The sequence below is a fragment of the Acinetobacter sp. H1(2024) genome (assembly GCF_046557555.1).
GTDB classification, from domain to species: domain Bacteria; phylum Pseudomonadota; class Gammaproteobacteria; order Pseudomonadales; family Moraxellaceae; genus Acinetobacter; species Acinetobacter seifertii.
On the sequence record NZ_JBKGFO010000008.1, the window covers coordinates 77,000 to 100,906 of the forward strand.

The window sequence follows — 23,907 nt, forward strand, 5'->3', positions numbered from 1 at the left end:
GATTTCCTTATACCTGATTAATAAATTGAACACGGGCAGTGACGGCACACATCAGTTCATAGCCCACCGTACCGGATGAAACTGCGACATCATCAATAGGTAAAACGACGCCTGTACTTGATTGGCCCCAAAGTACAACTTCACTGCCGACTTTGGCCCTCTCAATGCCCGTTAAATCGACTGCCAACATGTCCATGCTGACACGGCCAATTGTACGAGTGCGGACAGAGTCCACTAAAACAGGCGTACCTGTTGGTGAAATACGCTGATAACCATCGGCATAGCCGCAAGCGACAATCCCAATCGTCATGGGTTGCTCTGCCACAAAGTTTGAGCCATAACCGACACTTTCATTCGGTTCTAAATGCTGAACAGAAATAATTTCACTGCGTAAGCTCATAGTGGGTTGTAAGCCCCAGTCCGCAATACTATGCGTCGGGTAGTCTGGCGAGCTGCCATAGAGCATGATGCCGCTACGGGCATAATCTGATTTGAGCTGGTCTTGATAACGCAGAATTGCCGCACTATTACTTACTGATCTTTCACCCGGTAAATCTTTTACAATTTCTTCAAAAGCATTGATTTGATAATCAATGCCTTGCTGCCCAAAACGATCAGCATCTGCATCTGAAAAATGCGTCATGTGCGTAATCTTGGACACATTTGCCAAGTTATTTAAACGTTCCCAAGCCTGAACATAGTTTTGTGGTTTAAAACCAAGACGGTTCATACCACTGTTCATTTTCAAGAAAACATCAAATTGGGCCGAATAAGGATGCTTTTCTACCCACTCAATTTGCGCTTCACTATGAATGGTGAAACTGAGTTGGTACTGCACACAATCAAATAGGTCTTGAGGAGAAAAAACTCCTTCGAGCAACAAAATTGGACCTGTCCAACCTAGAGCACGAATTCGTTTTGCTTCATCAAGATCAAGTAAGGCAAAGCCATCTGCTGCTTTAAATGCTTCATAAACACGTTCAATTCCATGTCCATAAGCATTGGCTTTTACAACGGCAAAGACCTTACTGTTTGGCATAGCCTTGCGTACCACCGCCAAGTTATTTTGTAAGGCTTGACGGTGGATGACTGCGGTAATAGGACGAGGCATGATTTACTTTCCTAACGTCCGTTAAGCCGCATGTGCGTGTGAATAACGCTGAATTGAAAGGCCATCGGTACTGATATCAGTCTTATGATTCAATACGATGTCACTGATTAATTTTCCTGAACCACATGCCATGGTCCAGCCTAAAGTACCGTGACCTGTATTCAAGAACAGATTTTTAAAGCGAGTCGCGCCAATAATTGGGGTACTGTCTGGAGTCATTGGACGTAGACCCGTCCAGAAAGACGCCTGTGCCATATCACCACCCGGGAACAAGTCCTGAGTCACCATTTGCAAGGTTGCACGGCGGTCTTCGTTTAGACCTAAGTTAAAGCCACTTAACTCTGCCATACCACCTACGCGAATACGTTGGTCAAAACGAGTAATCGCAATTTTGTAGGTTTCATCAAGCACTGTAGATTGCGGAGCAAAAGCTGGGTCAACAATAGGAATCGTCAACGAGTAACCTTTGACAGGATATACAGGCAACTGTAGATCAAGTGGTTTCAAGAAATCACGTGAATAACTACCAAACGCTAGTACATAACGATCTGCGGTTAAGACCTTACCATTGACCTGAACGCCCTTAATTTGATCGCCTTCAACAATCAACTTTTCTACGTTTTGGTTAAACTGGAAGTTAACACCCAACTCTTTAGCAATTTGAGCTAAAGCATTGGTAAATAAATAACAGTCACCTGTTTCGTCATTTGGTAAATGTAAACCACCAACAAGTTTATCTTGTACATTTGCCAACGCTGGTTCTACACGACCAAGTTCGTTACCATTTAATAATTCGTAGCTTACGCCGCACTCTTGTAGCACACTAATATCGCGTTGAACCGCTTCCATTTGTGCTTCTTTACGGAATAACTGCAAAGTACCCTTCGCACGGTTTTCGTAGTGAATACCTGTGTCTTTTCTAAGTTCACGTAAGCAGTCACGGCTGTATTCAGCCACGCGCATCATACGTTCTTTGTTTACAGCATAGCTTTGTGGATTACAGTTTTTTAGCATTTGCGCCATCCACTGTAATTGCCACATGCTGCCATCTAAATTAATCGCAAGCGGTGCATGGTGTTGGAACATCCATTTCACAGCTTTAAAAGGAATTCCTGGTGCCGCCCAAGGAGTCGAATACCCAGGCGAAATTTGACCTGCATTACCAAAACTTGTTTCTTCAGCAGGACCTGCCTGACGGTCAAGGACAGTGACCTCAGCTCCTTGTTGAGCTAGATAATAGGCACTTGCCACTCCGATAACGCCGCTACCTAAAACAATTACGCGCATTTCCATTCCCTCACGCACACCAGTTTATTTCACTAGTATATTTCTGCTTCAATAGTTTATTTCACTGTTTTTTAGGCTATAATCTAGGTAAATTTATGTTTTTCTCACGAGAATTTTAAAAAAAAGAGGAAATATCTATGCGCCCCCTAGATCGTATAGATCGCATGATTCTGGACATTTTGCAGCGTGAAGGACGAATTGCGATTAGTGAATTGGCATCGAGAGTCAACCTATCGACCACCCCCTGTTCAGAGCGTGTAAAACGCCTTGAGCGCGATGGCATTATCATGGGTTATTACGCCCGTCTAAACCCCGCCTATGTGGACCGTAATCTGCTCGTTTTTTTAGAAATTAAGTTATCTGCCAAATCAGGCGATGTATTTGATCAGGTTGCCAGAGACTTAGTCGAGATTCCGGAAGTGCTCGAATGTCACCTCATTTCAGGTGAGTTTGACTACCTTGTAAAAGCGCGCTTAAAGGAAATGAGCGCATACCGCCGCTTGTTAGGTGATCTGTTAAAGAAACTTCCTGCTTCGGCATCGTCACACAGTTATGTGGTTATGGAAGAAGTCAAAGAAACTCTATATCTAGATGTGAGTAAGTAAAGCGAGCATTCTTGAACTCGCTTTACTCAGGTTTAGAACATTAGAAATATTTTAAAATCGAAATGTGTTTGTTTTGATGTTTGAACTTCGAGAACCATTTAACCGCTGGATAAAGTGCAAAAGACAGCACAATTGTGATTAACCACAGCATCCACACATGGCTGACCGATAAGTAATTTCCGTGGTTGGCTCCCCACATATTTAGTGCAAACACATACATCAGTTTCAGCATATATAAATGCAGTAAGTAAAAGAACATAGGCACCGAGCCAAACACGACCAAGGGTTTTAAAAATGAGTATTGCTGCATACGTTCAAAAGCAACGAGCATAATCAAGCCAATTCCAACATTTAGCAAAATAAACAATAAAGACGGTGGATATTTGGTGAGATTAAGAAAGCTCATAAGGCTCAGTTCTAATGACTCAAAATGCTGCCACGGTTGGTCACCATAGACGTTGATAAAACGCAATAAAACAAATAGCCCAATACTTGCTAAACCAAAGCTGAGTAAAGTACGGCCTCTTTGCTTTGCTGTATATTTTGAACTAAAGAACTGACCTAAAACGTAGCCTAATAAAATTACCCCTATCCAAGGTAAAACAGGGTAACTTGTACGAAGCTTAATACCCGCAAACTCAAGCCAACCACGTTCATGTAGGACAAACCATATATTCTGTAGGATGCCTTGTGGGAAGTGCACAGAATCTAATAAGTTGTGTCCAAAAATAATGACTAACGCTACACCAGCAAGTACTGGCAAAGGCAAACTTACACAGCAAGCCAGCACCACCATGCTAATGCCGATCGCCCAAATTACCTGTAAGTAAATGACTTGGGGTGGAAAGGTTGCTGTCCATGCAAAATTCACAAGGGTAAGCTCTAACACAATTAAAAATAAGCCGCGTTTTAATAGAAAGGCACGCGTTTGTTGTAAGTCCTGTTTTTTGGACTGAAATAAAAATGCAGAAATACCAGTTAAAAGTACAAAAACCGGAGCACAAATATGTGCCAATAATCGACTGCCAAATAATGCTGGTTCTGTTACTGTTACGTCCATTGGATCGGTAACTTGTTTATGTAAATAGAAAGTTTCTCTTACATGGTCGAGCAACATAATCAGGATGACCAAACCACGCAATGCATCAATCGACTGTAAACGTTCAATATTTTTTTCTATAGGCATAGCGGTAATAAACAAAATAATGTAACGTTATACTATTACATTATAGTTCTTTTGTCTTTCATGGCTGATTATTTATGCAACACAAATTAGGATTGTTGTCTTCGTTAGGGTTATCTTTTATATCAACATTCTCTTGGGGAGACGAAACCTCAACAGTACTTGAGACCATACGCGTTCAGGCTGAAAGTACCCAAGAAGGTGTGAGCCAAAATAGCTCGGCGACTAAGTTTTCTCACGATGTTTTCGATGTCCCTTTTAACCGTGCTTATGTTTCAAAACAAATGATGGAACAACAAGACGTTCAACGAATTGATGACGCATTAAGCTTAGTGAGTGGGGTTTTTCATCAAAACAGTTTTGGTGGCGGCTTTTGGGATAACTACTCTTTCCGTGGTTTTAGTACCGATCCCAATTTAGGTGCTTCTATGATCCGTAACGGCTTGAGTGTCAACCGAGGGATTAGTGCGCCAAAAGATGTCGTAAATATTGAATCTTTAGAGTTTTTAAAAGGGCCAATGGCTGCTCTATATGGTCGCGGCGAAACTGGTGGTTTGCTTAACCTCAATAGTAAAAAACCGCAGTGGGAAAGCGAAAGTGAAGTTAACCTACGTGCCAATACCCAAGAACAATATCGAATTAGTCTAGAACACACGGCGCCAATTAACGATGAACTGGCCTATCGTGTAGCAGTGGCTCACGAAGATAACCAAAGCTTCCGTGATCATGTCAGTAGTGAACGCTGGTTCTTTTCACCACAGCTCACATGGAAAATTTCAGACCAAACACAACTCGACTTTGATAGTGAATTTACAGAGCATAAAGGAACCTTTGACCGTGGTGTCAGCACCGTCAATCACCAGTTTGTGATGGACCCGAAAACCTTTACAGGTGAACCTGACGACGGCGATTTGAAAATAAAAGATTACTTTTACCAATTACGTCTGAGTCACGAATTTAACCCAGACTGGAAGCTAAATAGTGCTGTCAGTTATAAAGATGCCAAAATGGTCGGCTTTGCAACCGAACCTCGTCGTATGCAAGCCGATGGCCGTACTTTAGAGCGTCAACGTCGCTATCGTGATTATACAAGTCAAGATGTTCTGGCTCAGACAGAGTTACTTGGCAAGGTTGATACCTCTTGGGCTCGCCATGAAATTTTGCTTTCAACCGAGCTTGGTCAACTCGACTATAAGCAAAACCAGCTTCGTCGCAATCACAGCACAAGCTCAACAAACACAATTGATATTTACCAACCTGAATATGGCAAATATTTACCGAATCTAGCTCCGTTTACCGACACCAAAGAACAGCAGCGTTACTTTGCGCTTAATGTACAAGACCAGATCTTTTTTAATGATCAGTGGAGTGTGCTATTTGGCAATCGTTTTGATCAGGTCGAACAAGACTTTAAAAATCACCTGACGCAGACTGAAAGCAACCAGACACTTCATCAAAATAGTCCGCGTTTCGGAGTAAATTTTAAAGCTTCTGATCAGTGGGCGTTTTATAGCAACTATGGCCGCTCATTTGCCATGAATAGTGGTATGAACCGAAACGGTCAGACTTTTGCCCCTGAAAAAGGCGAAAGCTACGAGGTTGGCACCAAATATAAAGTGAATGACCAAAGTGTGCTGAGTCTCGCTTTGTTTAAAATGAAAAAAAGAAATGTACTGACAACCGACCCAATTGACAGTAACTTTCAAACCGCAGCAGGCGAAGTGAGCAGTAAAGGAATTGAGTTTGACTTAAATAGTCAAATCACTGACCGTTGGTTCGTCAATACCAACTATAGTTATACCGATGCTCAAATTGAAAAAGACCAAGACTTGCCAAAAGGCGCTCGTCTGAGCAATGTGCCAAAACACCAAGGTGCTGTAAGTACCAATTATGAGTTTCTACAAGAAGGCTCAACAAAAGCAGGTGTAGGTGCCAACCTTACCTATGTCGGTGAACGCAGCGGACATAACCTTGATAATGGCTTTAATTTACCAAGCTATACCCTCGTGAACTTAAATGCTTACTATGCCCCATCGGACCGCTTACGTTATCAGCTGAATATAAACAATCTGTTTGATAAAACTTACTATGTTTCAAGCTATAGCGATTTGTGGGTTCAACCGGGTGAGCCACTAAACGCCTCAATCTCGGCACAGTGGAAATTTTAATTCATCTATAAAATAAAAAAGCCCGAATTATTTCGGGCTTTTTTATTAGAACATGCCATTTTCATTCACAAGCTGTTCGGGCTGCATTTGCCCGATATCCCAAAGCTCAGCAATTTTTCCATTTTCAAAACGGCAAATATGAACCACAGCCACAATGGTAGGTTTGTCATTCATTTGCATTTCAAGTTTCGAATGCACAGCGACTAAAGTCCCATCTTCAATGACATGCTGAACATCAAAGACTTTGTTGGGATTTTCAGCCGCGCTTTCACGCATACCTTCCTTCAACGAAGTTGCATCACCCGCATAATAAGGGTTGTGATGCTTGAAGTTAGGCGCAGTGTAATTGCTGTAGGCTTCATCAACTTCGCCTGCTGCGGCAAGTTCTAAAAACCGTACCGCAATTTGTTTTTGAGATAAGTTCATGAGTATCTCCTACTCTTTTTAGACCTTATTGTAAGAGGTCGTCTTCTTCACTTTCTTCCTCAAAGACATAGGCCATACAGCCCCATCCGTCATATTCGCCCTGAAATTTTTCAGCGATGCTAGCAAACCATTGCTCTAAGTCAACAATGTCTGAATACTCAGGTTCCATGTTGACGAAGATGGTAATTACCCACTCATTCGGCTCAACAGAGTCATCTTGGAAAAGTGAAACTTTTTGTTCTTGGTAAAGTAAGTAAAGTGCACATTGCTCAGCATTTTTTTGATCTTGAAATGCAATTGAAAATTCAATTTCATGCAGCTCGGTTAAATCATCCCCATCTTCAGCCATTTGCCAAAGTACATTGCCGTTATCGTCATCTGGAAATTGTTCGTAGTCACGAGTCATAAAGTGATCCTTGTTGTTGTCGCAGTATTAATATTATTCGGACTTAGAATACCCGACTTTTATTGCAGTTTGGGTATATATTCCGTTCCCAATTGCATCAAATTGAATTTTTAATTGTATGTAAATTTTAAAAAGGCACTTGGGATTGAATGACTACATCTGTGCCTTTCAATGGATGCTGAAAAGCCAGATAGGCAGCATGTAAAGCCATACGGCTTAAATGAAAACGTTTAGGTTCAGGGTGATACAACTTGTCACCCATAATCGGGTGTCCAATGTGCATCATGTGCACACGGAGCTGGTGCGAACGGCCTGTTACTGGTTCAAGTAATACTCGCGTTTGATCTGTTTTTTCGTCATAAACGAGCGGTTGAAACAAGGTTTTAGCATGTTTGCCTAGTTCAAAATGTACAATTTGTCTTGGGCGATTTTCCCAGTCAGTAATGAGCGGAACTTCAACACTGCCCTCTTCTGTGACTTGGCCTTGCACCAACGCAATATAATGTTTTTTGACTGTTCTGGCCTGAAACATTTTACTTACCGCGACTTCTGCATCACGGTGCTTGGCAAACATAAGTAAGCCCGACGTCGCCATATCTAAACGATGCGTCACTTTAGCCAAAGGGAACTTTTCTAGCACCCTTAAATAAGCACTGTCATGATGCTCAGGTAAGCGACCCATCACAGACAACAATCCCGCAGGTTTATCAACCACAATTAAATCGTCATCTTCAAATAAAATTGAAAGCGGATCTTGTGGCGGAGCGTAAACAAAGTTGTCGTTTAAAGGCATGGTCGTAGAAACAGCAATGGAGCATGGCGGCAAATCATAAAGAAATTTGAGACCTACCGCAAAACAATCTATAAACTCTCATCATGTTCCACGTGAAACTCGAAAAATCTTTATCGCTTTTTATTCATTTCAGCTAAAAGATCGAGCTGAATTTCTTGAATATGCGCAAGCCTTTCCCACTGATGCGATAAAAGATGGTCCATTTTTTCATGCAAATGACGAATCTCAAGCTCAGCTTTTAAATTAATTTGATAGTCGTGTTGAGAGCGCAAACGGTCTTTGGCTTCTTGACGGTTTTGACTCATCATAATAATAGGCGCCTGAATTGCAGCTAAGCATGACAACACTAAATTCAGCAAAATAAAGGGATAAGGGTCCACAGGATGCACTACCATCACGACTGTATTTACAATAATCCAAGCAATTAGGAAAATAGCAAAACAAATAAGGAAAGCCCAGCTACCACCAAATGTTGCAATTTTATCTGCCAATCTTTCTCCAAATGTCCACTTTTGATCAAAATCAGATTCGGTATTTCGGCTAATTAGCTCATGGCGTTGCATACTTCCAATCACTTCATTTTCTAAATTAGAGAGTTCGCCCTTTTCGGAACGTAAAAGTGATTGCACATATTTAATTCGATAATCTGCCAGATCTGCTCGGCAAATAAAACTTGAGAAAGACCAGTCCGGATGATCTTGAATAATTTCCTCACTAATCACATTCCGAATGACTTCACCCGAAACCAGATCTTTTAACGGGAAATTCTTTCCGCATACGGCGCATTGGCGACACTGGTTTTTATTCTCCATGTTATTCAGCTCGCAATTATAATGATAAGAATATTATATAAACGATTTCCGATAGGGATATCGTAAATAAAAATAGTGGTCTAACCCAATATCTGTAAAGTTGCTGGCACTATTTTTCGATGCGCTGGAATCACAGGCAACATATAAAGCCGACCAAGCCAATTTTTAATATGTACTACTGTGGTTATGGTCAGCACTTGGGTCTTTTCATTCTTATAAACAGATAAAGTCACATTTAAATGCTTATCATCGTCTCCAATCACTAACTCATTTTCGGTACGTTGTCGCAAGGTAAAAATTCCAATTCGATCGCCTGCGACATACTCATTTTCTTTTTTATTCGAATCAATTTGCTTAAAACTTCCTAAGTCTTTAAGCCCAATCTTTGAAGTAATTTTATTACGCATATTCATACTCCACTCTATCCACGCTGGAGTGTGTTGAAATAGCTTAATAAGCTGCTGAAATACATTTAGGTCGGGCTGTCCCAGCACAATACTCCACGAGTCGTGGAAGTAGGCATTGTTCAATTGAGATGAGATTTTACTGTCGGTAGGTAGCGCAGAAAGATAAGGCTTATTCATTAAATTATATTCTTGTAAAGTATCGTTTTTATTATAGAGAATTTTTTAGGGTGTCAAGGGAAAACATCTATGGTTTACTTCAACAATTATAACTTTGTAAGTCAGAACCTTTTGCCTATAAACTTTTGATCTATAGCGTCCTAAGCCGAATCGAGACCTTTTGGGTGAGTACACACTAACGTTATACGTTTTGGTGCATGCTACTCTTTTCGATCCCTATCACACCCTTGAGATATAGTTTAGCCAGCACCCTGCGGGATTGTTTTTCTAAGAAAAGCTAATTTTTAATATTTTTGGGAATTTTTACGTCATTAGACAAATTTAAAAGAATTTATTCCCATTTACTCATAACTAGTTATATTTAAATTCCACTTTATTTGTATTTTTCGGTTTATTTTACCAAATCATTAACTGTTTTTAGCAATTAGGCACCAGACTATAAAAGAATCTAATGCCAGTGAAGTATGATTTGTCTATGTAGAATCTCTTGCGCTTAGAACACAAGAGAATTCTACTTTTCATTCCAGCTATTTACACTTATTCGTTATATTAAACTTTGGAGATTCGTTGAAACTCACTAAGGTAAAGCCTCTATCGATGAAGTTTTCTGTATCTTCATTAGGAGTATGAAAACTCCACTCTGAAATACCATTACTTTTTAAAATAACCTCAAAGTTAAAATTAACTCCCATATTCTTATCTTGGAAATACACTTCATATTCATTAGGTTTAATTTTCAATATTTTAGTTACTTTATAAAATGGATGATCAGGAGTATCAAATGAGAATTTAATTGACTGATTCTTTTGATCAAAACTTACAGAATTGATGTTAGTTGAATTTTTTTCCCAATTCGCCTCCACAGCACACTCATAGATCCATTTCTCTGGTTTATCTTTATAAATATAATAATTATTCCTTGCCTGAAACTTTGAAAAAAACTCATTCACAGTATTAGCAAAAGAAAGGCTAGGAAAAACCAATAAAAAATATAAGAAAATAATCCTCATTTACAAACACCTACACTCACAATATTCTTAACCCTACTTTTAGCTCTAGTGAAAAAAGATAAATTTTTCATCCTTTTATTCTCTAAATAAGTATCCCATTTATAGATACCCATATTATTAATAATTTTCATTTTTTATCTTAAGAATTAAATAATCAATGCATCAGACTATAAAGAGTAAATTACCCTTCATTTTTTAGTCATGAAGGGCAAAAGTCTTTTATGAAGAAATAAAACCATGCTTACGAGCATTGTAAACAGTAAATAACCCGATCACGGCAAAAGCCAGCATAAACCATGGAAAAGAAGCTGCCCCAAAACTTTCAAGCAGTCCTCCGCCAATCATTCCACCAAATGCAATAGCAAGGTTAAATACAGTGACCAACATAGACTGAGCTACATCTGCTTCGTGACCCGCAGTATTTGCCAAGGCTGTTTGTAATAGTGTTGGAGCTCCACCAAAAGTAACTCCCCATAACACAACATCCACCAGTACAACAAAACTTGAAGAACTATAAACACCCAAGAGCACTGTTGCGATAGCAAAAATAAATAAGCTTAAAAGCGTTATTTTTCTTAATGAACGGTCGATAAACATGCCTGTAATGAGAATGCCGACAATTGAAGAAATGCCGAATATAAACAGGATAGTCTCAACTTTGTATGTTTGTCCTGTCGAAGCCAGAAATGGTGAAATATACGTATAGAGAATGCTATGCGCCAATATCCAAAGGAAGACGACTGCTAAAACAGCTCTAATGCCCGGTATTACAAGAACTTTTAAAATGGGTAATCTTTTTTGCGCTGACTGCCCTGCAAAATCAGGAATACTAAAACGAATCCAGACAAATAAAATCAATGCCAATAAAGACATGATCCAAAACACGCCACGCCACTCAAACAATGTTCCCAACCATGCACCCAAAGGCACCCCTATTGATAAAGCTATCGGTTGCCCAACCCCAGCAATTGCTAAAGCTCGTCCTTGATACGATGCTGAGACCATGCGTCTTACATAACCCGCTAAAAGCCCCCAAATAACGCCCGCTGCCATCCCTGCAATAAAACGAGCAATCAAAGTCAGAGTATAGTCATTTGATAAGGCAGTAATCGCGTTAAATACAAGTAACCCTACAATAGCACTGAGTAATAAGGGTCTCCGATTCCAACTACGGGTAAGGCTAATCAGCGGTATTGCCGCTAAAACAGAACCTAAGGCATACACTGCTATAAGCTGCCCTGCGTAAGCTTCTGAAATATGTAAGCCTTGACTGATTTGAGGCAAAAGCCCTGCTGGCATGGTTTCTGTCATAATGGTCAGAAAGCCTGCAACTGTAAAAGCCAACAGTTTCAAAATTGGTAATTGAGTAGAGAATTCATCAGTTAACTGATGAGATGTTTCATTACTCTTCGTATTCATAAAGATTTACTCTCAAATTCTTTTAAAGCGTACTTACTCTGTTCTGCATCGCTATATGTTTGTTTTATCAGGTTAGGTTGAGAAGACATTTGTTCTCCATGTGAACTAAAATCATTATTTTGGAATGATCATTCCAGTTTAAGTTAAATAAAAACCTTAACTATTCAGCTCAATCATAGTTAAGGTTTAAATGAGTTTTATAAAACGTTTAAAGCAACCTCGACTACATCCATTAAACATTGCTTTCTTTGTTCAAGTGGGCTGCCTTTCCCTAAAACACGCAGACCTTGCATAGTATTTAGAAAGAAACTTGCTAACGCACGCGGGTTTTGAGTAGAAGCAATTTCACCAGATTGTTGAGCTTTAATTAATAAACTCTCTAAAGCATGTTGAAGTTTCTGTAGGTTACTTGCAACGAATTGAGAGACATTCTCATCATGTCCAGCCAGTTCCAAACAAGCATTTGCAACGAGGCAGCCTTTATGTTCTGAATCATTCAGCTCATCTTCAACCACATTTATCAGTAATTGCCGAATCAGTGCTTTTGGTGAACCTGAACCAGACAACAGCTTCACATTGTTAAGTGTAGTTAAAATCTCATAGCGCTGTAACGCTTTTTGATAAAGACCCTGTTTGTTTTGAAAGGTACTGTAAAGACTACTTCTAGATAGCCCCGTACCATCAACCAAGTCTTGAACTGAAGTTGCAGCATAACCACGACGCCAAAAAACCTGCATTGCAGCATCAGCAATTTCATCAGTTTCAAATTCTTTGGTTCGCATAAATACACTTAACAGGAACGATCGTTCCAATTAATTTAAGATAGACTAATAAAGAAGTCAAACTAAAAAATTATTTGATAGGTAAACATTTCTGCAATTTGAAAATGACGACTCTATATTTTTTATAAAATTAAAAATATTTAATAAAAGCTACGCCATCTGGACTATTCAAACCAAACTGATTGATGAGTGCTTTTCATATTTTTGTCTTGTTCTTTCTGCATTATTTTTAGATTTAATTTTTTCGCTTGAATACATTATAAAAACATATTATAAACTATTTCTAACCAAATAATTGGTTTTTTGGAACTTTATAATGAACAACAATATTATAATTTTTGGTTATGGAACAGGTATTTCCAAAGCCGTAGCACATAAGTTTGGTAAAGAAGGCTATAAAATCGGTTTAGTGGCGCGTAATGCTGAAAAACTTGAAAAAGCCATTTTAGAACTTAAAACACAAGGTATTGAAGCTTACGCTTTTACATGTGATTTAGCGGTTCTTGAAGATATACCAAACCTAATTAAACGCATTAAAGATCAATTAGGAGAGATTAAAAATATTCATTGGAACGCTTTCCATGATATTGAAGGCAATATCTTAAAAACCCCTCCACTAGAGTTTACTAAAAGCTTTCATATTCGTGTTTCGAGCTATATTGCGACGGTACAAGCTTGCTTACGTGACTTAGAAAAGAACCACGGTAGCATTTTATCGACAAACGGAATTTTTGCTTTCGATGCAGTGGGCATCGACTTGGTTGCCAAAGAGTACTCATCGTTAGCAACTACTGCTGCCGCTCAATATAAAGCCACCAATTTGCTTGCCCATAGTCTTGCTGACTCAAATGTTTATGTGAGCCAAGTGATTGTAAATGGCTTTGTAGATGGAACTCCTGAAGCGAAGGATAAAACCTACGCGGTACACCATGAAACAGTTGCGGATCAGTTCTGGTACTTACACCAGCATAAACAAGAAACTGTGTCTCTGTGTGGTGAAGCCATTCAAGCTGCTTAAACTATTTCGTATGAAAGAAGAAGCGTAAGAAATTATGCTTCTCTTGCCTTTTAAATTTATGCTTATATACCGCAAAATTATTTAACTATTTTTCTTCCCATACAATTGGAAATTTTTCTGATTTAGAGACATTACCAATCATTGCAGAGAAAATGGCTTGGCATTCTAAATTAATTTTTTTAATTGAACTGATATCTATAGGTTCGCAGCTTTTATCATCATTATTTGAGCAGAACTCTACAGATACCTCAATTTGATTATTCTCAAATCTATCGATATCCACATCTAATATTTGCTGAGGATCAATCATATTTTCACAAATGAACTTTTTTGATGATGATTTTTTTATTTTATTTAAAACTTCCTTATCTTCAATTTTCATAGCAAAATTTAATTTTTCATTACTTTTCACAATATGATCTATTGTGAAATTTTTTCACTACATCCACTTAAAAAAATTAGCCCCAATAGGTAAAGAAATTTTTTCATTAAAAACTCTATTGGAAATTGGATTTTCTTATAGCTTCTTTTGATATCAGAATATTATCTACCATAACTTTACTGCTTTGTAATAAGCCACCAAAAACTACTCTACAAGACTATTGCTAGTTAACAATTTTTCCAATTGATTCTTATCAATACATACATTCATGGATTCATCTTCGCAGACTTTGAAGTACCCAGATGAAGTATATTTTCCTGTACATCCATAAAGGCTGAGCACAATTAACAAATATTTATACATCCATTTTATTCAAAATTAGCATTCGTCAACTTTGCTTTATTTGATTGATAAGCATCATTTGAGTAATTTTTTCTTAATTCAATTCTGCATTCAGTATCAATTTTTGCTTTTTTAATATCGACTGAACAATCATCATTTTTACATATTTCGACATGTGCCATATATTTATATAATTGATTATTAATTTCTTCTGAATCTAAGTCTACTCCACCTCTTACCATAAACTGATTTTCCAAACAATTTAGCTTAGAAATAGGAAATGCATTTTTTTCAGAAATTTCTTTTAAAGAAGAAGAGCTTGTAACAAAACCTTGGTATGTTTTTTCTCCACTATACATAGATTGGAAATATTTAAATTTTCCAAAATTAATATTGGTAGATTGAGAATCTATGTTTTTAGAAGTACAACCAAATAATAAAAATATCCATATACATGATAAAAATTTCATTTTACTTGAACCTTTTTTAATTCGGCTTGCAATATTTGTTCTGGTGATTTAGAAAAGAACCACGGTAGCATTTTATCGACAAATGGAATTTTTGCTTTCGATGCAGTGGGTATTGACTTGGTTGCCAAAGAGTACTCATCGTTAGCAACTACCGCTGCCGTTCAATACAAGGCCACCAACTTGCTTGCCCATAGTCTTGCTGACTCAAATGTTTATGTGAGCCAAGTGATGGTAAACGGTTTCGTAGATGGAACCCCTGAAGCGAAGGATAAAACCTACGCGGTACACCCTGAAACAGTTGCAGATCAGTTCTGGTACTTACACCAGCATAAACAAGAAACTGTGTCTCTGTGTGGTGAAGCCATTCAAGCTGCTTAAAATATGTCTTATGAGAGAAGAAGCGTAATTAATTAGGCTTCTTCTCGTTTTTAAATTGATGTGTGTATGCATCAGAATTCTTTAATTATTTCTCATAGTCTGAAGGATCAATTTTGTATTTTTTAAATAAAATTGAACGCACAGAATCATTGATACCTTCATCATGTTTAATAATTAAATAAATATCTTTTTTAGTCAGAGGAACTTCTTTTAGTAAATCTGGCAAGTCTACTGACCTTATAGCACTGACTTCACTAGGTTGTTTCAAAATATCTGGATCTTGTTTTTCAAATTTAAAATCTACACCTTGTAAGTTAAAATAGACCATAACTCTTCGATTTAAAGAATCACTATCATCGTATAGAACTGTGCCTGCTGGAAGGATTGTATATGATGAATAGTTATCGAAATTTGATGCTATTCGTAAGGGTTTCTCTAAAACATGAATTTCGGGTGCTTTTATACGACTCCAGAAGTAATAATTTAATAAAGACTGTATGATGAAAAGTAAAATTAGTAAGGTAATTAATAAATTCTTTTTCATATCCCCTTCTTATTAAAAATATCTTTTATTCTTTAACTACAAATTCATAGGTCTTATCTAAATTCCCATCACCACTAGCATAAAAACCTGCATATATATGAATCGTAAAAGTTCCCTTATATTTTGGAACTCCAGAAATTTTTAAATTGTTATAAGCATCTGCTTCATTTTGATCTATTGGCTCAATAGAAATATTCATATCACTTGGGAAATTAGTTTTAACTTCAAAAGAATATGGTATCACTCTACCACCGGATATGTTCAATTGCTGATTATATGCCTTTCCCACATAGGCTACTGGAAGTCTTTCAGGCTCAATTGTATATTCGTGACCACACCCTGTCATAACTAACAATAGCAAACCCAAAGTTACTAATTTAAGTTTCAGATTTTTAAACAAGTTATTTTTCTTCCCATAGAATTGGAAATTTTTCTGATTTAGAGACATTACCAATCATTGCAGAGAAAATGGCTTGGCATTCTAAATTAATTTTTTTAACTGAACTGATATCTATAGGTTCACAGCTTCTATTATCATTATTTGCACAAAACTCTACAGATACATCAATTTTTTTATTTTCAATCTTGTCTATATAAGCATCTAGCATTTGGTTGTTGTTAGCAGCATTTTTACAAAAAATTTTTTTTGATGACGACTCTCTTATTTTATCTAAAACCTTATTATCTTTAAAACTAATAGAAAAATTTAACTTTTCATTACTTTTCACAATATGATCTATTGTAAATTCTGGAATTTTTTCACTACATCCACTTAAAAAAATTAGCCCTAATAGGTAAAGAAATTTTTTCATTAAAAACTCTATTGGAAATTGGATTTTCTTATAGCTTCTTTTGATATTAAAATATTATCTGCTACAACTTTACTACTTTGTAATAAGCCCCCAAAAACTACTCTACAAGAAATATTGGTAGTTAACAATTTTTCCAATTGATTCTTATCAATACATACATTCATGGATTCATCTTCGCAGACTTTGAAGTACCCAGATGAAGTATATTTTCCATTTTTTAACTTCTCTCCCTCGACTGAGATAGCTCCTGTCACAAAGTAATTTTTAATATTATCGCACTTAAAATGTGAATATTTATAATTATTCTCTTGATAAATCTTATTTAAATCATCATTTGTTTCTAAATTAAATTTAAAAATATCACCACTCATACCATCCAGACGTGAGTAAGTTAAACTCTTAATCTCTGCATTATTGTTAGATGCTTTCTCATTATTTATAAAAGGATTACATGCTGACAATGTTATAGAAAGCAATGTTAATAAAAAATATTTCATTTTATTCTACTCAACTCTTTTGACAAAATATCCTGCACACTTAAATTATTAACAATTTTCTCTTGCATCATTAATCTGAAATCTGCATGGCTATACCTTGTTACATAGTAATAGGAACTATTACTAGAGGGATAACTACTCCATTGCCCACCTAAATCTGCAATCAAATCATTGTTCCACTCATAACTTTTAGGGTCACAACTTATACTAATCCAAAGATTAAATACTGGCTTTGGTCTACTATAATAGATACTAGTTCTAGACCCCAAACCAATTTTAGATAATATTTCTCCCACTGGATCGATAGTTATCAGCACGTTAACCTTACAAATATTATTCTTATGCAATATTTCAGCTAATCCAGCTGCATTCCAACCACCTAAACTATGACCAACAATATTTACTTGTGTTTGAGGATAGGTTTTTAAAAATGTTTTTATATCATTGAAAGCATTTAATTTTTTATCCTTATTTGTATTTACTGTTAATTCTCTTGTATCAGATACATATGCCTCTTCATATCCATAATATTTAACAAATGCATTTTTACTATTGCCTTTTATAATTGCAAAATAATTATTAACGTAGTTTCCAACAAAGTATGTTGGGCCAATAGGTCTAAAATCACCCCATCCTACGGGGACATCTCCGGGTGTAAATACATACTTGTCAGCCGCTCCTCCAATGAAAATTGTTAAACTATGAGTATAAGTTGTTATCTTAACTGGAATTACTGGCGGTACATTACTTACTTTTCCATGTGCTTTTTTTAACAATTCAGTTGCTTGTTTTTTTATATCTTTATCGGCCTCAATTACATTACCCATTTCAATTCACCACATGTATTTTATATTGCTTATTCGGCTCTTCAGTTTCCAACTTAATCAAGCCTGTTCTATCTAACTTACCGCGCTCAATTTCTTTATCATTTTCATCAAAAATAATATATTCCGTGCCTGGTTTCAGTTTATTTCCTTGTTTATCCATTACATCAAACCATACACCATATTTTTGTTTTCCTTGTTCAGGTAAATACGGTAATGAACTATTTACACTCCCGCCCCCCATAAACAAATGCTGCCCAGCCTTCACCTCAAACTTACCGCCTGTGGTCATAAAAATACCCGAACCAGTAATTCTGACTTGAGAGCCACCTGCGGTGAGCACAATTTCCTTGGATGCAGTCGCTTCGATTTTGTCTTCAGTCGAAATAACCTGAACAGCTTTACGGGCAATTAAATCTGCTCCATCGCCTTGCGCCTGTATTTCAACTTTACCTTTGCCTGCATAGAGTCTCGCTCCTTCTTGCGCGGCAAAAAGGCTGATTTTGTTTTGGGCATGTGCAATCAGGTTCTTTTGGGTCGATAGGTTGATGCTATCGCCCGCAGTTTGGTTGAGCTGCCTATCTGCACTTAAGTGAATGTCTTCATTACTCGCGACCGCAATACTATTTGGGCTTGCCAGTAGCATGATTGCCTCTTTGAAAGTTTTGGCTTTTGCGTTGTCTTGCTGCTCAAGTTTTTCAATAAACGATTTTAGGTTTTCTAAATGTTCTAAGGGGTCAGTTTGCTGATTTTTAGCCACTTCGCTGAGTGCCTTGGCATTGCTAAGCCCACCTTCGATTTGTTGTTTGGCCTCAGCCGCGTCTAGGTGTACACCTTGGGCTTGGTCTTGTTTATGGGTACTAATAAGTAAGCCACTGCCTGCTCTTACCGCGCCCCATTGGTCAGTTCTGAGTTCAAAGCCTTCACCACGACCGTCGCTTTCCGCCTTGTCTTTTGGATGGCTTAAGTTACCGAGGTTTAATTGACTAGCTGCATGGCTGCTTTGTAACTGAGCACTGATTTGACCTGTGGTGTCATCAAAACGGAGCTGGTTAAAGCCTTTACCATCGACTTCTTCAGAGCGAATACCACTGAGTTTTTTGGTGTCAGGGAGTTGGCCTTTCTGGTCGAACTGGGTTGGGTGACGTTCAGCTTCGTGAATACGTCCCACCACAAACGGGCGGTCAATGTTGCCGTCAAAGAAGTCGATCACCACAATCTCACCAACACGTGGCAAGAAGCGTGCTCCATAGCCTGCACCCGCCCATGGGGTCAGCACATCCACCCAAGCCGAATCGGTGTCATTGTCGTTACTACCGGCTCCACCATCATGGCTATGGTCATCAGCTCGGGTAAACAGGAAGCGGACTTTAATACGTCCCCACTGGTCAACATGAATGCTTTCGCCTTCTAGTCCCACCACTTTAGCTCGCTGTGGGTAAGCTGCTGGTCGGTGTTCTAGCGGGTTATATTCAGGCACAGCTTTTATGTTGCGTCGAACGACATTGAGTTCAGCAAAGTGGCGCTGCTCAGGATTTTGCGTGTCGAGTTCAGTTGCCTTGAGTTTGTTTTGTGGTAATAGGCGTTCGATTTGATGTTGTAATTCTTTAGGTAAATTATTCTGGTTGTAGTAGTGCTTGCTTAAGATCAAAAATTCTTTATCGGCACTGTCATGCTGGTCGAGTTCCGGATGGTCATTGAGTTCAAACCAGTAACCCACCTGTGCATCGCGGACATTACCTGAAACGGTAAATTGTTTAGAACTCAGGTGATGGTAAGCATTGATGTTCTGATTGAACTGTTCAATCTGGCTATTGCCTGAAGCGGTGGCTTGATCTTCGCCTTTTAAGTCCTGCATCCACGCGGGGCTAACGTGCCATGCATCTTCAAGGTTTAGGCTCGCATTGTCATAGTGTTCACTGTGCTTTTGGGTGCCTTGTACGCTGCCACTACCTTCTTCTTGTTGTAAGGCATCAGCTTGCCAGCGTTGAATATGTACCGACGTCGGCTGTAAGCTTCGCTCAGCTTTGACTTGAGTAATGGTATCGAACTGTTCTGTCGCGCTGCTGCGTTGGTAGCGGAGACTACGACGTTCGAGAGCTTGATAATTTTGATTTTCATCAATTAAACGTAGCACTTGTGGCTGAATGGAAGCATTCGGGTCAGCAACTAAAAGCTGTGATTCATCGACCAGCCAGTTGATGCCTTCGCTACGCCAAAGTCGAGTTAAAAAGTCATAATCGCTTTCGTTAGACTGCATCACAAATGGACGCACATCGTAGTCTTTGGTTAAGCCAGATGTATCAAGGGTTAAGCTTGAAGCAAATAACGGACTTTTGCCTTGCCATTCTTTAAACAAAATTTCGCTAATATCCCGCACGCTTTTGTTCATAAACACGCGGCTATTGCGGCGTTTATGCCAGAGTGCAGTTGGGTCTTTTAAGGTGAGATTATAAATGGTGAGTGAGCCATCACTTTGGCCTTGGCTCGCTTCGGTAATAATGCCTGTAGTTCTAAAAAATTGGCCCATGTCAGTGACCTGATCAATGGCAACCTGACAGCCAATGAATTGTTTTAATGCAATATGCGCGTTGGTCGACAGGCACAGTAACTCAGCTACGCTGCCCTGATTAAGCGTATGTTCGCCTTCAATACGTTGTAAGAAGACTTGCTGATTTAAAGACTGATTTGAGAACTGGATATGAACAGCACGATTTTGTGAAACAAGGCCTAAACGTTCCAATATACTCGACACACTCATCTGCATTTTTATTATCAATCAAACTTATATTTAAGCCCTATTTTAATTAAAAAAAGACTAATCTGTCTATATATACTCATTTTCAAAATGTAACTAGACTCAATATGCTATTTTTACATTACCTAATTATTAAATGAGTATTTAAACAGTAAATCCAAACTATTTTAATTGCTATAAAACACCGAAATATAATTTGAATTTATTATTAAAAATCAACAAAATAAAACCAGTTTTCAAATTAATGAAATTCATAAATATATTTAAATAGAGAAAGTATTCTGAAAGACCTACAACTGCAAAGAAATAGTGTCAAAAAACTGCCAATACAGGTGATTCAGATACTAAAGAAATGCTTAAAAATTTAGAATGAAGTACTAAAACTTAATGTTTATCCTTCTCTAATAACTCACCAATTTTTTCACCGTATAACCATTTATTTAAAATTCCTTCGGAACTTTCTAGGCCTACAATATCGAGAAAACTTTCAAATGTTGTTGCCACTTGTTCTCGATCTTCTGTATCAAGCGTATCAGGATCGATTTGACTGATTCCATGAGCAAGGACATGTAAAAGTTCTGCTTTGGTTGGCTCATTTTTTTGTTGATAGAGAGTAATAAAAGCTTGGGCAGTATCAGCCACTTTACGATTTAAACTTATAGCTAATGCAGGCTCTTGAACACCCGTATATAGCTGTCCATCTCCAGCAAAATGATCTTGTGTTTTAAACTGTTCTAATTGTTGAATCACAATAGAATTAGAATTTTTAATACTCATTTCGGTTTTATTCTCACTTTTTTGAGCACAAGAAACTTGTGAACTTAAGATGACCATGACTAATACTAAAATTTTTTTCATCTTTCTATTAATTTTTAATTTAAAGACAGTAAATATAAACTAATTTAACCATAAATTTCGATTACTTATAAACTGTATGGGCCACCTTTTATTCTTTTTCTAAAGCCCATATATTTCGTATTTAAATTACCCTTCCCACTTTCTAAAAACCAGACAAGTATTTACGCCACCAAAACCGAAGCTATTACTCATGACTGTTTTGAGTTCAGTTTCTCGGCTCGTTTGAACAATATCGAACTTTTTCGCTTCTTCGCGCAGTTCGGTAATATTAATACTCGGCGCGATAAAGTTATTTTGCAGCATTAAAATAGAATAAATGGCTTCGTGTACGCCTGCTGCCCCCAAACTATGCCCCGTCATGGACTTGGTCGAACTGAGTGGCGGTACTTTTTCGCCACCAAAAGCTCGCTCTATGGCCAATAGTTCGGGAATGTCGCCTGCCGGCGTTGAAGTGCCATGCGTGTTGATATAGTCAATGGTGTCAGAGCCGTTTTGCTTGGCTTCTGCGAGTGCCAGTTTAATGCAACGAGTCGCGCCTTCACCACTTGGGGCCACCATATCGACACCGTCACTATTGGCAGCGTAGCCAACCACTTCGGCCAAGATTTTTGCTCCGCGCTTTTGGGCATGGCTTAAAGACTCCAAAACCACCATGCCACCGCCGCCAGCGATCACAAAGCCGTCGTTATCTACTGAATATGGGCGTGAAGCTGTTTCTGGTGCATCGTTATATTTAGAGCATAAGGCGCCCATTGCATCAAATATTGCCGTTTGCGACCAATGGTCTTCTTCGCCACCACCTGCCAGCATCAAGTCCTGTTTGCCAGCGGCAATAAGGTGATATGCATAGCCAATTGCGTCGGCTGAAGTCGCACAGGCACTCGCGACGGATTGAGATACGCCTTTGAGGTTGAAAGCACGTGATAAGTTAGCGCTAATGGTATTTGTTAAGTAACGTGGCGCTAAATCGGGCGATACTTCGCTTGCGCCTTTTTCTTTTAAGCTATGCAGCATGTCGATGATGGAAGCTGTCGAACTGCCACCTGTTCCTCCAATCACGCCATATTTTGAGTTGTTGGCAATGTCATTTACCTCAAGCTTGGCGTTTTGTAGTGCATCGAGTGCCGAATTGTAGGCATACATCGCGCAAACGCCCATGTGTTTTTTTAATTCTGGATCAATATTTTCAAAATTCATTTCGGCAGTGGCGCTCACATGACTTCGAAAGTTCAGTTTTGCATAGACATCGTTATAGCGAATGCCTGAGCGGCCTGCTTTTAAGGACTCGGTTACTGTCTCTAATGTATTTCCAATACAAGAATTAATTCCCATACCTGTGATGACAACTCGTTCCATTCTTATCTCTATAAAAACGACAAAAATAGATCTTAACAACCAAGTTCTTTTTTGGAACTGGCAAAATATTTCTATATTTATTATTTTTTCTCATCGAATATAAATAAAAAGTTAATAATAATATTTTTATTTTAAAATAATATTTAGTTTTATTATTAAATCAAAAATATTTTAAATATTAAATTGACGTATTTAAAATCACCGATTATTATCTCGTTGCTGGCCTACATTGCCAGTCGGTTTTGACAGACCGTTGATCCACGGCGGGTTATAGTACAATCTATAAGTCGTTAGACCCTTGCGTCCCCTTTTCTTTGCGGTAGGACGGATGGGGGACGCCCCGTGCGTGCTGGTTCCATGGATCCCAGTCTGTCAACCCCTTTCCGTTCTACCACCCAAATTAATTCGCGGTAATCTGGTGGTAGGACTCCATTTTTTAAGGAGTTGACCATGACGTTTTTTAATCTTATTTTCTCTGTTTTTTAACTATTTTATTGATTTAAAATTTGGTTTTTTACGCCTTCTTTTTTTAAATTTATAAACTAATTTTATTTTAAAATTTTAATTATTTTATTTTCCTGTACTTTTAGGAGGATTAATTGTTATTTAAAAAATTATTTTAAACCTCAAAGTCATTATATTTTTATTTTAGTTATACACATAAATAATCATGAGAATAATATGAAAATTTATAAACCCTTTTTGGCTTTAAGTTTCATAGTCGGTAGCTACGGCATTTCGGTTTACGACCAAGAGACTCATCAGGAGTTTGAAAAAATTTGCCTGTCAGGTGGGCATAGCGAGTCGAGCTGTGACTGTATTTACCAGCGACTTGAGCAAGTCTACACCCCCAAGCTGATGCAAGGTCTAGAACATGTCAGTTTGCAAAGTCCTGTTCTCCCACGGGACTTTGCCCCTACTTTTTTCAGCGTGATGCAACGTTGTGACAAAAGTAGTCTGGGCTAAGCGTTGGCTTAGCTCTTTATCTCTGTGTCGCAATGGTGTTTTACTTTAAATCAGCGCAAAAAATTAAAGTCTGTTGTGGCACAGAGGCCTAAGTTGTTTGATTTGCCGAATTAGCA

25 protein-coding genes and 2 pseudogenes are annotated in these 23,907 nt (G+C 38.1%); 5 read left to right on the forward strand and 22 right to left on the reverse strand.

Going from position 1 to position 23,907, the window contains the following annotated elements; all coding sequences use genetic code 11:
* Window positions 1-7: 7 nt before the first annotated feature.
* Complete coding sequence (gene alr / locus ACLCEG_RS17365) at window positions 8-1,111, reverse strand: alanine racemase (RefSeq protein ID WP_410568499.1); 1,104 nt, start codon at window positions 1,109-1,111, stop codon at window positions 8-10.
* Window positions 1,112-1,132: 21 nt separating this feature from the next.
* On the reverse strand, window positions 1,133-2,398 hold the full coding sequence (locus tag ACLCEG_RS17370) for a D-amino acid dehydrogenase (RefSeq protein WP_410568501.1): 1,266 nt from the start codon (window positions 2,396-2,398) through the stop codon (window positions 1,133-1,135).
* A gap of 137 nt (window positions 2,399-2,535) precedes the next feature.
* On the opposite strand from ACLCEG_RS17370, the gene ACLCEG_RS17375 reads away from it, so the two are divergent.
* Entirely contained in the window at window positions 2,536-3,003 is a 468-nt protein-coding gene (locus ACLCEG_RS17375) for an Lrp/AsnC ligand binding domain-containing protein (protein ID WP_001247568.1), read from the forward strand.
* A gap of 40 nt (window positions 3,004-3,043) precedes the next feature.
* Here the strand turns inward: ACLCEG_RS17375 and ACLCEG_RS17380 are convergent, their stop codons facing one another.
* Window positions 3,044-4,189 (reverse strand): DUF1624 domain-containing protein, encoded by a 1,146-nt coding sequence (locus tag ACLCEG_RS17380; RefSeq protein WP_410568503.1) that lies wholly within the window; start codon window positions 4,187-4,189, stop codon window positions 3,044-3,046.
* A 74-nt stretch (window positions 4,190-4,263) separates the two neighbouring features.
* Between ACLCEG_RS17380 and ACLCEG_RS17385 the strand changes: the two genes are divergently transcribed.
* Entirely contained in the window at window positions 4,264-6,354 is a 2,091-nt protein-coding gene (locus ACLCEG_RS17385) for a TonB-dependent receptor (RefSeq protein ID WP_410568505.1), read from the forward strand.
* A gap of 45 nt (window positions 6,355-6,399) precedes the next feature.
* Here ACLCEG_RS17385 and ACLCEG_RS17390 read toward each other — a convergent pair whose 3' ends face one another.
* The 8 genes from ACLCEG_RS17390 to ACLCEG_RS17425 all read right to left on the reverse strand — a co-directional run bounded on the left by ACLCEG_RS17390 (window position 6,400) and on the right by ACLCEG_RS17425 (window position 12,586).
* Window positions 6,400-6,780, reverse strand: a complete 381-nt coding sequence (locus ACLCEG_RS17390; protein WP_406521379.1) for a nuclear transport factor 2 family protein — start codon at window positions 6,778-6,780, stop codon at window positions 6,400-6,402.
* Between the two features lie 25 nt (window positions 6,781-6,805).
* Entirely contained in the window at window positions 6,806-7,186 is a 381-nt protein-coding gene (locus tag ACLCEG_RS17395; RefSeq protein WP_004706008.1) for a ribonuclease E inhibitor RraB, read from the reverse strand.
* A 127-nt stretch (window positions 7,187-7,313) separates the two neighbouring features.
* On the reverse strand, window positions 7,314-7,979 hold the full coding sequence (locus ACLCEG_RS17400) for an RluA family pseudouridine synthase (protein WP_410568507.1): 666 nt from the start codon (window positions 7,977-7,979) through the stop codon (window positions 7,314-7,316).
* A gap of 110 nt (window positions 7,980-8,089) precedes the next feature.
* The gene (locus tag ACLCEG_RS17405; RefSeq protein WP_410568509.1) at window positions 8,090-8,791 is read right to left on the reverse strand and encodes a DUF1003 domain-containing protein; all 702 of its coding nucleotides are present in this window, start codon (window positions 8,789-8,791) and stop codon (window positions 8,090-8,092) included.
* An 80-nt stretch (window positions 8,792-8,871) separates the two neighbouring features.
* On the reverse strand, window positions 8,872-9,375 hold the full coding sequence (locus ACLCEG_RS17410; RefSeq protein ID WP_410568511.1) for a DUF2867 domain-containing protein: 504 nt from the start codon (window positions 9,373-9,375) through the stop codon (window positions 8,872-8,874).
* Between the two features lie 527 nt (window positions 9,376-9,902).
* Entirely contained in the window at window positions 9,903-10,385 is a 483-nt protein-coding gene (locus tag ACLCEG_RS17415) for a hypothetical protein (RefSeq protein WP_410568513.1), read from the reverse strand.
* Between the two features lie 219 nt (window positions 10,386-10,604).
* On the reverse strand, window positions 10,605-11,804 hold the full coding sequence (locus ACLCEG_RS17420) for an MFS transporter (protein ID WP_410568515.1): 1,200 nt from the start codon (window positions 11,802-11,804) through the stop codon (window positions 10,605-10,607).
* A 197-nt stretch (window positions 11,805-12,001) separates the two neighbouring features.
* Window positions 12,002-12,586, reverse strand: a complete 585-nt coding sequence (locus tag ACLCEG_RS17425; protein WP_410568517.1) for a TetR/AcrR family transcriptional regulator — start codon at window positions 12,584-12,586, stop codon at window positions 12,002-12,004.
* Window positions 12,587-12,902: 316 nt separating this feature from the next.
* Here ACLCEG_RS17425 and ACLCEG_RS17430 point away from each other — a divergent pair, with 316 nt between their 5' ends.
* The gene (locus ACLCEG_RS17430) at window positions 12,903-13,604 is read left to right on the forward strand and encodes an SDR family NAD(P)-dependent oxidoreductase (RefSeq protein WP_410568519.1); all 702 of its coding nucleotides are present in this window, start codon (window positions 12,903-12,905) and stop codon (window positions 13,602-13,604) included.
* Between the two features lie 85 nt (window positions 13,605-13,689).
* Here the strand turns inward: ACLCEG_RS17430 and ACLCEG_RS17435 are convergent, their stop codons facing one another.
* From ACLCEG_RS17435 to ACLCEG_RS17445, 3 genes and pseudogenes are all read right to left on the reverse strand, one after another.
* Window positions 13,690-14,016, reverse strand: coding sequence for a hypothetical protein (locus tag ACLCEG_RS17435; protein WP_410568521.1), 327 nt, complete (start codon window positions 14,014-14,016; stop codon window positions 13,690-13,692).
* Window positions 14,017-14,101: 85 nt separating this feature from the next.
* Window positions 14,102-14,304: pseudogene (locus ACLCEG_RS17440) on the reverse strand (hypothetical protein); the annotation flags it as partial.
* A 50-nt stretch (window positions 14,305-14,354) separates the two neighbouring features.
* Entirely contained in the window at window positions 14,355-14,798 is a 444-nt protein-coding gene (locus ACLCEG_RS17445; RefSeq protein WP_410568523.1) for a hypothetical protein, read from the reverse strand.
* 36 nt (window positions 14,799-14,834) lie between these two features.
* Here ACLCEG_RS17445 and ACLCEG_RS17450 point away from each other — a divergent pair.
* A pseudogene (locus ACLCEG_RS17450) lies at window positions 14,835-15,176 on the forward strand (short-chain dehydrogenase); the annotation flags it as partial.
* A gap of 85 nt (window positions 15,177-15,261) precedes the next feature.
* Here ACLCEG_RS17450 and ACLCEG_RS17455 read toward each other — a convergent pair.
* The 8 genes from ACLCEG_RS17455 to ACLCEG_RS17490 form a co-directional block, all read right to left on the reverse strand.
* The gene (locus tag ACLCEG_RS17455; RefSeq protein WP_348901643.1) at window positions 15,262-15,720 is read right to left on the reverse strand and encodes a hypothetical protein; all 459 of its coding nucleotides are present in this window, start codon (window positions 15,718-15,720) and stop codon (window positions 15,262-15,264) included.
* A 25-nt stretch (window positions 15,721-15,745) separates the two neighbouring features.
* Window positions 15,746-16,168: a hypothetical protein gene (locus tag ACLCEG_RS17460; RefSeq protein ID WP_410568525.1), complete on the reverse strand. Its 423-nt coding sequence runs from the start codon at window positions 16,166-16,168 to the stop codon at window positions 15,746-15,748.
* Window positions 16,122-16,532 (reverse strand): hypothetical protein, encoded by a 411-nt coding sequence (locus ACLCEG_RS17465; RefSeq protein WP_410568527.1) that lies wholly within the window; start codon window positions 16,530-16,532, stop codon window positions 16,122-16,124. Before ACLCEG_RS17465 ends, ACLCEG_RS17460 begins: the two co-directional genes overlap by 47 nt.
* A gap of 8 nt (window positions 16,533-16,540) precedes the next feature.
* Window positions 16,541-17,029 (reverse strand): hypothetical protein, encoded by a 489-nt coding sequence (locus tag ACLCEG_RS17470; protein ID WP_410568529.1) that lies wholly within the window; start codon window positions 17,027-17,029, stop codon window positions 16,541-16,543.
* On the reverse strand, window positions 17,026-17,856 hold the full coding sequence (locus ACLCEG_RS17475; protein ID WP_410568531.1) for a triacylglycerol lipase: 831 nt from the start codon (window positions 17,854-17,856) through the stop codon (window positions 17,026-17,028). Before ACLCEG_RS17475 ends, ACLCEG_RS17470 begins: the two co-directional genes overlap by 4 nt.
* A 1-nt stretch (window position 17,857) precedes the next feature.
* Window positions 17,858-20,620 (reverse strand): type VI secretion system Vgr family protein, encoded by a 2,763-nt coding sequence (locus tag ACLCEG_RS17480; protein WP_410568533.1) that lies wholly within the window; start codon window positions 20,618-20,620, stop codon window positions 17,858-17,860.
* Between the two features lie 375 nt (window positions 20,621-20,995).
* Window positions 20,996-21,469, reverse strand: coding sequence for a DUF4844 domain-containing protein (locus ACLCEG_RS17485; RefSeq protein WP_410568535.1), 474 nt, complete (start codon window positions 21,467-21,469; stop codon window positions 20,996-20,998).
* A 126-nt stretch (window positions 21,470-21,595) separates the two neighbouring features.
* Entirely contained in the window at window positions 21,596-22,825 is a 1,230-nt protein-coding gene (locus tag ACLCEG_RS17490; protein WP_410568537.1) for a beta-ketoacyl synthase N-terminal-like domain-containing protein, read from the reverse strand.
* A gap of 681 nt (window positions 22,826-23,506) precedes the next feature.
* Here ACLCEG_RS17490 and ACLCEG_RS17495 point away from each other — a divergent pair.
* Window positions 23,507-23,791 (forward strand): hypothetical protein, encoded by a 285-nt coding sequence (locus tag ACLCEG_RS17495; protein ID WP_191012417.1) that lies wholly within the window; start codon window positions 23,507-23,509, stop codon window positions 23,789-23,791.
* The last annotated feature ends 116 nt before the right edge of the window (window positions 23,792-23,907 follow it).

What these genes read in the sequence shown, in the direction of transcription:
- ACLCEG_RS17495 (WP_191012417.1), top strand. Translation starts at nt 23,507, where the DNA reads ATGAAAATTTATAAACCCTTTTTGGCTTTAAGTTTCATAGTCGGTAGC.
- ACLCEG_RS17420 (WP_410568515.1), bottom strand. Translation starts at nt 11,804, where the DNA reads ATGAATACGAAGAGTAATGAAACATCTCATCAGTTAACTGATGAATTC.
- ACLCEG_RS17470 (WP_410568529.1), bottom strand. Translation starts at nt 17,029, where the DNA reads ATGAAATATTTTTTATTAACATTGCTTTCTATAACATTGTCAGCATGT.
- ACLCEG_RS17465 (WP_410568527.1), bottom strand. Translation starts at nt 16,532, where the DNA reads ATGAAAAAATTTCTTTACCTATTAGGGCTAATTTTTTTAAGTGGATGT.
- ACLCEG_RS17400 (WP_410568507.1), bottom strand. Translation starts at nt 7,979, where the DNA reads ATGCCTTTAAACGACAACTTTGTTTACGCTCCGCCACAAGATCCGCTT.
- ACLCEG_RS17490 (WP_410568537.1), bottom strand. Translation starts at nt 22,825, where the DNA reads ATGGAACGAGTTGTCATCACAGGTATGGGAATTAATTCTTGTATTGGA.
- ACLCEG_RS17380 (WP_410568503.1), bottom strand. Translation starts at nt 4,189, where the DNA reads ATGCCTATAGAAAAAAATATTGAACGTTTACAGTCGATTGATGCATTG.
- ACLCEG_RS17445 (WP_410568523.1), bottom strand. Translation starts at nt 14,798, where the DNA reads ATGAAATTTTTATCATGTATATGGATATTTTTATTATTTGGTTGTACT.
- ACLCEG_RS17405 (WP_410568509.1), bottom strand. Translation starts at nt 8,791, where the DNA reads ATGGAGAATAAAAACCAGTGTCGCCAATGCGCCGTATGCGGAAAGAAT.
- ACLCEG_RS17430 (WP_410568519.1), top strand. Translation starts at nt 12,903, where the DNA reads ATGAACAACAATATTATAATTTTTGGTTATGGAACAGGTATTTCCAAA.
- ACLCEG_RS17370 (WP_410568501.1), bottom strand. Translation starts at nt 2,398, where the DNA reads ATGCGCGTAATTGTTTTAGGTAGCGGCGTTATCGGAGTGGCAAGTGCC.
- ACLCEG_RS17395 (WP_004706008.1), bottom strand. Translation starts at nt 7,186, where the DNA reads ATGACTCGTGACTACGAACAATTTCCAGATGACGATAACGGCAATGTA.
- ACLCEG_RS17460 (WP_410568525.1), bottom strand. Translation starts at nt 16,168, where the DNA reads ATGTCTCTAAATCAGAAAAATTTCCAATTCTATGGGAAGAAAAATAAC.
- ACLCEG_RS17455 (WP_348901643.1), bottom strand. Translation starts at nt 15,720, where the DNA reads ATGAAAAAGAATTTATTAATTACCTTACTAATTTTACTTTTCATCATA.
- ACLCEG_RS17480 (WP_410568533.1), bottom strand. Translation starts at nt 20,620, where the DNA reads ATGCAGATGAGTGTGTCGAGTATATTGGAACGTTTAGGCCTTGTTTCA.
- ACLCEG_RS17375 (WP_001247568.1), top strand. Translation starts at nt 2,536, where the DNA reads ATGCGCCCCCTAGATCGTATAGATCGCATGATTCTGGACATTTTGCAG.
- ACLCEG_RS17415 (WP_410568513.1), bottom strand. Translation starts at nt 10,385, where the DNA reads ATGAGGATTATTTTCTTATATTTTTTATTGGTTTTTCCTAGCCTTTCT.
- ACLCEG_RS17485 (WP_410568535.1), bottom strand. Translation starts at nt 21,469, where the DNA reads ATGAAAAAAATTTTAGTATTAGTCATGGTCATCTTAAGTTCACAAGTT.
- ACLCEG_RS17385 (WP_410568505.1), top strand. Translation starts at nt 4,264, where the DNA reads ATGCAACACAAATTAGGATTGTTGTCTTCGTTAGGGTTATCTTTTATA.
- ACLCEG_RS17425 (WP_410568517.1), bottom strand. Translation starts at nt 12,586, where the DNA reads ATGCGAACCAAAGAATTTGAAACTGATGAAATTGCTGATGCTGCAATG.
- alr (WP_410568499.1), bottom strand. Translation starts at nt 1,111, where the DNA reads ATGCCTCGTCCTATTACCGCAGTCATCCACCGTCAAGCCTTACAAAAT.
- ACLCEG_RS17475 (WP_410568531.1), bottom strand. Translation starts at nt 17,856, where the DNA reads ATGGGTAATGTAATTGAGGCCGATAAAGATATAAAAAAACAAGCAACT.
- ACLCEG_RS17410 (WP_410568511.1), bottom strand. Translation starts at nt 9,375, where the DNA reads ATGAATAAGCCTTATCTTTCTGCGCTACCTACCGACAGTAAAATCTCA.
- ACLCEG_RS17390 (WP_406521379.1), bottom strand. Translation starts at nt 6,780, where the DNA reads ATGAACTTATCTCAAAAACAAATTGCGGTACGGTTTTTAGAACTTGCC.